The sequence below is a fragment of the Olsenella uli genome, assembly GCF_901212675.1.
GTDB lineage: Bacteria > Actinomycetota > Coriobacteriia > Coriobacteriales > Atopobiaceae > Parolsenella > Parolsenella uli_B.
In genome coordinates this window covers 25,570-31,797 of sequence record NZ_CAAKOQ010000018.1, presented here as the reverse complement: position 1 = coordinate 31,797, position 6,228 = coordinate 25,570, and the positions used below count along the sequence as shown (strand labels likewise).

The 6,228-nt window shown below is 65.5% G+C and carries 7 protein-coding genes; all 7 read left to right on the top strand.

Annotated elements, in window-relative coordinates; translation table 11 throughout:
- On the top strand, positions 1-165 hold a 165-nt coding region (locus tag EFAMC1_RS02050), incomplete at its 5' end, for a BMC domain-containing protein (RefSeq protein ID WP_154052678.1).
- 51 nt (positions 166-216) lie between these two features.
- Positions 217-1,038, top strand: a complete 822-nt coding sequence (pduB, locus tag EFAMC1_RS02045) for a propanediol utilization microcompartment protein PduB (RefSeq protein ID WP_154052677.1) — start codon at positions 217-219, stop codon at positions 1,036-1,038.
- A 20-nt stretch (positions 1,039-1,058) separates the two neighbouring features.
- Positions 1,059-2,723 (top strand): propanediol/glycerol family dehydratase large subunit, encoded by a 1,665-nt coding sequence (locus EFAMC1_RS02040; protein WP_154052676.1) that lies wholly within the window; start codon positions 1,059-1,061, stop codon positions 2,721-2,723.
- Between the two features lie 14 nt (positions 2,724-2,737).
- Entirely contained in the window at positions 2,738-3,463 is a 726-nt protein-coding gene (locus tag EFAMC1_RS02035) for a propanediol/glycerol family dehydratase medium subunit (protein WP_154052675.1), read from the top strand.
- Between the two features lie 12 nt (positions 3,464-3,475).
- Positions 3,476-4,003, top strand: coding sequence for a diol dehydratase small subunit (locus EFAMC1_RS02030; protein ID WP_154052674.1), 528 nt, complete (start codon positions 3,476-3,478; stop codon positions 4,001-4,003).
- Positions 4,004-4,024: 21 nt separating this feature from the next.
- On the top strand, positions 4,025-5,854 hold the full coding sequence (locus tag EFAMC1_RS02025) for a diol dehydratase reactivase subunit alpha (protein WP_154052673.1): 1,830 nt from the start codon (positions 4,025-4,027) through the stop codon (positions 5,852-5,854).
- A gap of 1 nt (position 5,855) precedes the next feature.
- Complete coding sequence (locus EFAMC1_RS02020; protein WP_154052672.1) at positions 5,856-6,203, top strand: glycerol dehydratase reactivase beta/small subunit family protein; 348 nt, start codon at positions 5,856-5,858, stop codon at positions 6,201-6,203.
- Positions 6,204-6,228: the final 25 nt, after the last annotated feature.

The following is a 6,228-nucleotide window of genomic DNA, read 5'->3' as shown; positions in this document are numbered from 1 at the left end:
GTGACCGTCATGGTCCGCGGCGACGTGGGCGCCGTCAAGGCCTCCGTCGACGCCGGCGCCGCGGCTGCCGAGAAGGTGGGCACCGTCGTGTCCGTCCACGTCATCCCGCGCCCGCATACCGACGTCGAGAAGATCCTGCCCCACACCGCCGCCGCCGAGGCGTAGGCCACACCGCACACGGGCGCATGCGCTCGCTAGACGCGAAGGGAGGTCGCCGTGAGCGACACCAACATCAACCAGCTCGTAGACGACATTCTTAAGAAGATGGGCTCCGGCACCGCCGCCCCCAACACCGCCAGCAGCTCCACCGTGGCCAAGGACGCCCCCAAGCCGGCCGGCGCCTGCAACCTCACCGAGTTCGTCGGCACCGCGATCGGCCACACCGTCGGCCTCGTGATCGCCAACGTCGACCGCCAGGTCCACGAGAAGTTCGGCCTCGACCCGAAGTACCGCTCGATCGGCATCGTCGGCGACCGCACCGGCGCCGGCCCGCAGATCTTCGCCGCCGACGAGGCCGTCAAGGCCACCAACGTCGAGGTGCTCAAGATCGAGCTTCCCCGCGACACCGAGGGCGGCGCCGGCCACGGCTCGCTCATCGTCTTCGGCGCCGAGGACGTCTCCGACGCCCGCCGCGCCGTCGAGGTGACGCTGGCCGACCTCGAGCGCACCTTCGGCGACGTCTACGGCAACCCCGCCGGCCACCTCGAGTTCCAGTACACCGCCCGCGCCTCCCACGCCCTGGCCAAGGCCTTCGGCGCCCCGGAGGGCAAGGCCTTCGGCATCACGGTGGGCGCCCCGGCGGCCATCGGCGTGCTGCTCGGCGACACCGCCGTCAAGGCCGCCACGGTCGACGTGATCTCCGTGTCCAGCCCGGCCCACGGCACGAGCTTCTCCAACGAGGTCATCACGGCCTTCTCCGGCGACTCGGGCGCCGTCAAGCAGGCCATCGTCGCGGCCCGCGAGGTCGGCAGGCAGGTGCTCGGCGCCATGGAGCCCTCCGAGCCGCTCGAGAGCACCACGACTCCGTACATCATCTAGGCGAGAGGGAGTCTTGACCAATGCCTAAGTCCAAGCGCTTTGAGGCCCTCGCAGAGCGTCCCATCCACAAGGATGGCTTCGTCACCGAGTGGCCCGAGGTTGGCTTCGTGGCCACCGAGAGCCCCAACGACCCCACGCCGAGCATCAAGATCGAGAACGGCGTCGTCACCGAGATGGACGGCAAGACGCGCGACGAGTTCGACATGCTCGACCAGTTCATCGCCGACACCGCCATTCGTCTCGACAACGCCGAGAAGGCCATGGCCACGCCGTCGCTCGACATTGCCCGCATGATGGTCGACATCAACGTGAGCCGTGACGAGGTCCTCGACTACACGCTGAGCTGCACTCCGGCCAAGCTGACCGAGATCTGCAACCAGCTCAACATCGTCGAGATCATGATGGCCGTGCAGAAGATGCGCGCCCGTGCCTATCCGGCGAACCAGTGCCACACCACCAACCTGCGCGACAACCCCGTGCAGCTCGCCGCTGACGCGGCCGAGAACGCGGTCCGTGGCTTCGCCGAGCAGGAGACGACGGTCGCCGTCACCCGATACGCGCCGTTCAACGCCATCGCCATCCTCATCGGCACGCAGGCGACCCGCCCGGGCACGCTGACGCAGTGCTCGCTCGAGGAGGCCACCGAGCTCCAGATGGGCATGCGCGGCTTCACCACCTACGCCGAGACCATCTCCGTCTACGGCACCGAGAACGTCTTCATGGACGGCGACGACACGCCCTACTCGAAGGCCTTCCTCGCCAGCTGCTACGCCTCCCGCGGCATGAAGATGCGCTTCACCTCCGGCACCGGCTCTGAGGTTCAGATGGGCTTCGCCGAGGGCAAGTCCATGCTCTACCTTGAGGCCCGCTGCCTCGCCATCACCAAGGGTGCCGGTGTCCAGGGCACCCAGAACGGCTCCGTGTCCTGCATCGGCGTCCCCGCTGCCGTCCCCGGCGGCCTGCGCGTCGTCGCCTCCGAGAACCTCCTCTCGATGATGCTCGACCTCGAGTCGACGACCTCGAACGACCAGTCCTTCACGCACTCCGACCTACGTCGCTCCGTGCGTACCATGCCGCAGTTCCTCCCCGGCACTGACTACATCTGCTCGGGTTACGCCGGCGAGCCCAACTACGACAACATGTTCGCCGGCTCCAACTGGGATGCCCACGACTTCGACGACTGGTGCGTCATCCAGCGCGACATGCGCGTCGACGCCGGTCTGCGTCCGGCGAGGGAGGAGGAGGTCGTCAAGGCGCGCAACTACGCCGCCCGTGCCCTCCAGGGCCTCTTCCGCGAGCTTGGCCTTCCGCCCATCACCGACGAGGAGGTCGAGGCTGCGACCTACGCCGACGGCTCCAAGGACATGCCCGAGCGCAACGTCAACGAGGACCTTAAGGCCGTCGAGGAAATGATGAACCGCGGCACCAACGGCGTCGACATCATCCGTGCCCTCGACAAGGCCGGTTTTAAGGACGTCGCCCACGCCATCTTCAACATGATGAAGCAGCGCGTCTCCGGTGACTACCTGCACACCGCGGCCATCGTCACGAGCGACTGGGAGGTCCAGTCGGCCGTGAACAAGCCCAACACCTACCAGGGTCCCATGACCGGCTACCAGATGACCGAAGAGCGTTGGAACGAGATCAAGGACCTTCCGTGGGCCGTTGATCCCGAGACGATTTAGAAGGGGGTGGCGCAATGAACATCGATGAGGCTACGCTTCGCTCCATCGTGGAGCAGGTCGTCAAGAATCTGAACGCGACCCCTCAGGGCGTGACGGTTGCCACATCCGCTGACGCCCAGGAGGTCACCACGACCAAGAAGGGCGGATTCGCCCAGGTCGTTGGCTCTGCCTCGGCCACTGAGGGTCGCCAGAAGGGCATGGTGCTCACCGAGGTCGGCGAGGCCGTCAAGGGCACCGATCCCAACGAGGTCGTCGTCGGCATCGCTGCGGCCTTCGGCAAGTACCAGCACGAGAACATCGTGCACGTGCCGCACACCGACATTCTTCGCGAGGTCCTCGCAGGCATCGAGGAGGAGGGCTGCAAGTGGCGCGTCATCCGCGTCTACCGCACCTCCGACGTCTCCTTCGTCGCCCATGACGCCGCCGAGTACTCCGGCAGTGGCATCGGCATCGGCATCCAGTCCAAGGGCACCACGGTCATCCACCAGAAGGATCTGCCGCCTCTGAACAACCTCGAGCTGTTCCCGCAGTGCCCGCTCATCGACCTGGACACCTACCGCCAGATTGGCAAGAACGCGGCCATGTATGCCAAGGGCCAGTCACCCACGCCGGTGCCCATGAAGAACGACCAGATGGCGCGTCCGCGCTTCCAGGCCGTCTCGGCCCTGCTCCATATCAAGGAGACCGAGCACACCGACCGCAACCGTGGCCCGCAGGCCGTTGACGTCAAGTTTGACTAGGGAGGAGGAACCATGGATCAGGAAGCTCTGATGAAGGACGTCGTGGCGCAGGTTCTGGCTGCGATGGGCAAGGACGGCGTGTCTGCCCCCAAGCCCGTGGCGACCGCCCACGAGGTACCTGTCTCCGAGCGAGTCACCAAGGCCGACTACCCGCTCGGCGAGCATATCGCCGACAGGCTCAAGTCGCCGACGGGCGTTCGCCTGTCCGACATGAAGTACGAGGACGTCATCTCTGGCAAGCTCAACTACAAGGACCTCGCGATTACCCCCGAGACCCTGGAGCTGCAGGCCGAGGTCGCCGAGAGCGTGCGCCGCGATGCCTTTGCCGGCAACATGCGCCGAGCCGGCGAGCTCATCGCTGTCCCCGACGATCGTCTCCTCGAGATGTACAACGCGCTGCGTCCGTACCGCTCCACCAAGCAGGAGCTGCTCGACATGGCCGACGAGCTCGAGAAGCAGTACAACGCGCCCGTGTGCGCCAAGCTCGTGCGTGACGCCGCTGCCATCTACGAGAAGCGCGACCGCCTCAAGAAGGCCTAGGCGGTTGCCAGGAGATTCGCGATGAAACTAGTTGCTGGTATTGACATAGGTAATGCCACGACTGAGACTGCCCTTGCCCGCATCGACGATGCGGGCGGGGTGGTTTTCCTGTCGAGCTCCCGTGTTGCCACCACGGGCATCAAGGGTACCCTCCAGAACATCAATGGCATCTTCCACTCGCTTTCCGTGGCCGTCAAGCAGGCCAACCTCGAGGTCACCGACGTCGAGGAGATTCTGCTCAACGAGGCGGCCCCGGTCATCGGCGACGTTGCCATGGAGACCGTGACCGAGACGATCATCACCGAGTCCACGATGATTGGCCACAACCCCTCGACGCCTGGCGGCGAGGGCGTGGGAGTGGGCGAGACGATTGACATCCAGGCGCTGTGCCGCGCGGAGCACGACAAGGACTATATCGTCGTGGTCCCGCCTGTCGTGGGCTTCGAGGAGGCTTCGCGCCTCATCAACGAGGCTGCCCGCAACGGCATCTCGATCACCGCGGGCATCGTCAAGCGTGACGACGGCGTGCTCATCAACAACCGCCTCGAGCACAAGATTCCCATCGTCGACGAGGTCATGCTCATCGAGAAGGTGCCCCTGGGCATGCGAGCCGCGGTGGAGGTGGCGGGCGTGGGCGACGTCGTGCAGACGCTGTCCAACCCCTTTGGCATCGCCACCGTGTTTGGCCTCGGCTCCGAGGATGTCAAGCAGGTGGTTCCCATCGCGCGCGCCCTCATCGGCAACCGCTCGGCCGTCGTCATCAAGACGCCCACCGGCGACGTCAAGGAGCGCCGTATCCCGGCGGGCCAGATTGAGTTCGAGGGTGCCAACGGCCACGTCGAGATGGTTGACGTCGACGCCGGCGCCGACAAGATCATGGCCGCCGAGGGCAACGTCGGCGAGGTGGTGGACGTGCGCGGCGAGGCCGGTACCAACGCGGGCGGCATGCTCGAGAACGTGCGCCTCGTCATGAGCAACCTCACCAAGAAGCACCCGCGCGACATCAAGATCCAAGACCTGCTCGCGGTCGACACGTTTACGCCTCAGAAGGTCAAGGGCGGCCTTGCTAACGAGTTCTCCCAGGAGAACGCCGTGGGCGTGGCTGCTATGGTGCAGGCCGACCGCCTCGCGATGCAGTCGATCGCCGACGACTTCGCCAGGCAGGTCAGCGTTCCCGTCCACGTGGGCGGCGTCGAGGCCGACATGGCCATCCGCGGCGCACTCACCACGCCGGGTACCACGAAACCCATCGCCATCCTCGACATGGGTGCCGGCTCCACGGACGCATCGATCATCAATGCTGAGGGGAAGATCCACTTCATCCACCTCGCGGGCGCGGGCAACATGGTCACGATGCTGATCCAGTCCGAGATGGGCCTCGAGAGCTTCGAGGAGGCCGAGGACATCAAGAAGTACCCGCTTGCCAAGGTCGAGAGCATGTTCCACATCCGTCACGAGAACGGCACGGTTGAGTTCTTCACCGACCCACTCGACCCTTCGATCTTCGCGCGCGTCGTCGTTCTCAAGCCCGACGGCCCGCAGGCCGTCAACTCCGATCTCAACATGGAGCGCATCCGCACCATCCGCCGAGAGGCCAAGCGCAAGGTCTTCGTGACCGACGCGCTGCGCGCCCTCAGGCGCGTGAGCCCCACCGGAGACCCGCGCGATATCGGCTTCGTCGTCATGGTGGGCGGCTCCTCGCTCGACTTCGAGGTGCCGACGATGATCACCGACGCGCTCTCGCACTACAAGATCGTGGCCGGCCGCGGCAACATCCGTGGCACCGAGGGGCCCTGCAACGCGGTTGCCACGGGCCTCGTGCTTTCCATGACCGCGGGCGGAGGCGTATGACATGGCCATCGCCGTTGCAGCCAAGCCCGACATCTGCGTCATGCGCACGCCCAGCGCCTCGCCCGACGTGCTCAGGGAGGTCTTCCTGGGCATGGAGGAGGAGGGCATTCCCTGGCACGTGAGTACTCATGACTCGGGTGACGCCAACGAGCTTGCGCGTCTCGCTTCTGTGGAGTCGAGATTGGAGGTAGGAGTAGGGGTGGACGACAAAAATGTCGCCCTTCGCTTCACTAAGCTAACTACTGATGCTCCCTTGTTTCAGGCTCCTGCGCAGCCCGGTTCCGAGCAGGTTCGAACTATCGGAACGAATGCCGCGCGGCTGATCAAGCGACTTCCATTCAAGATGTAGTGTCCCGCCAAGTTGTTCGAGGGAG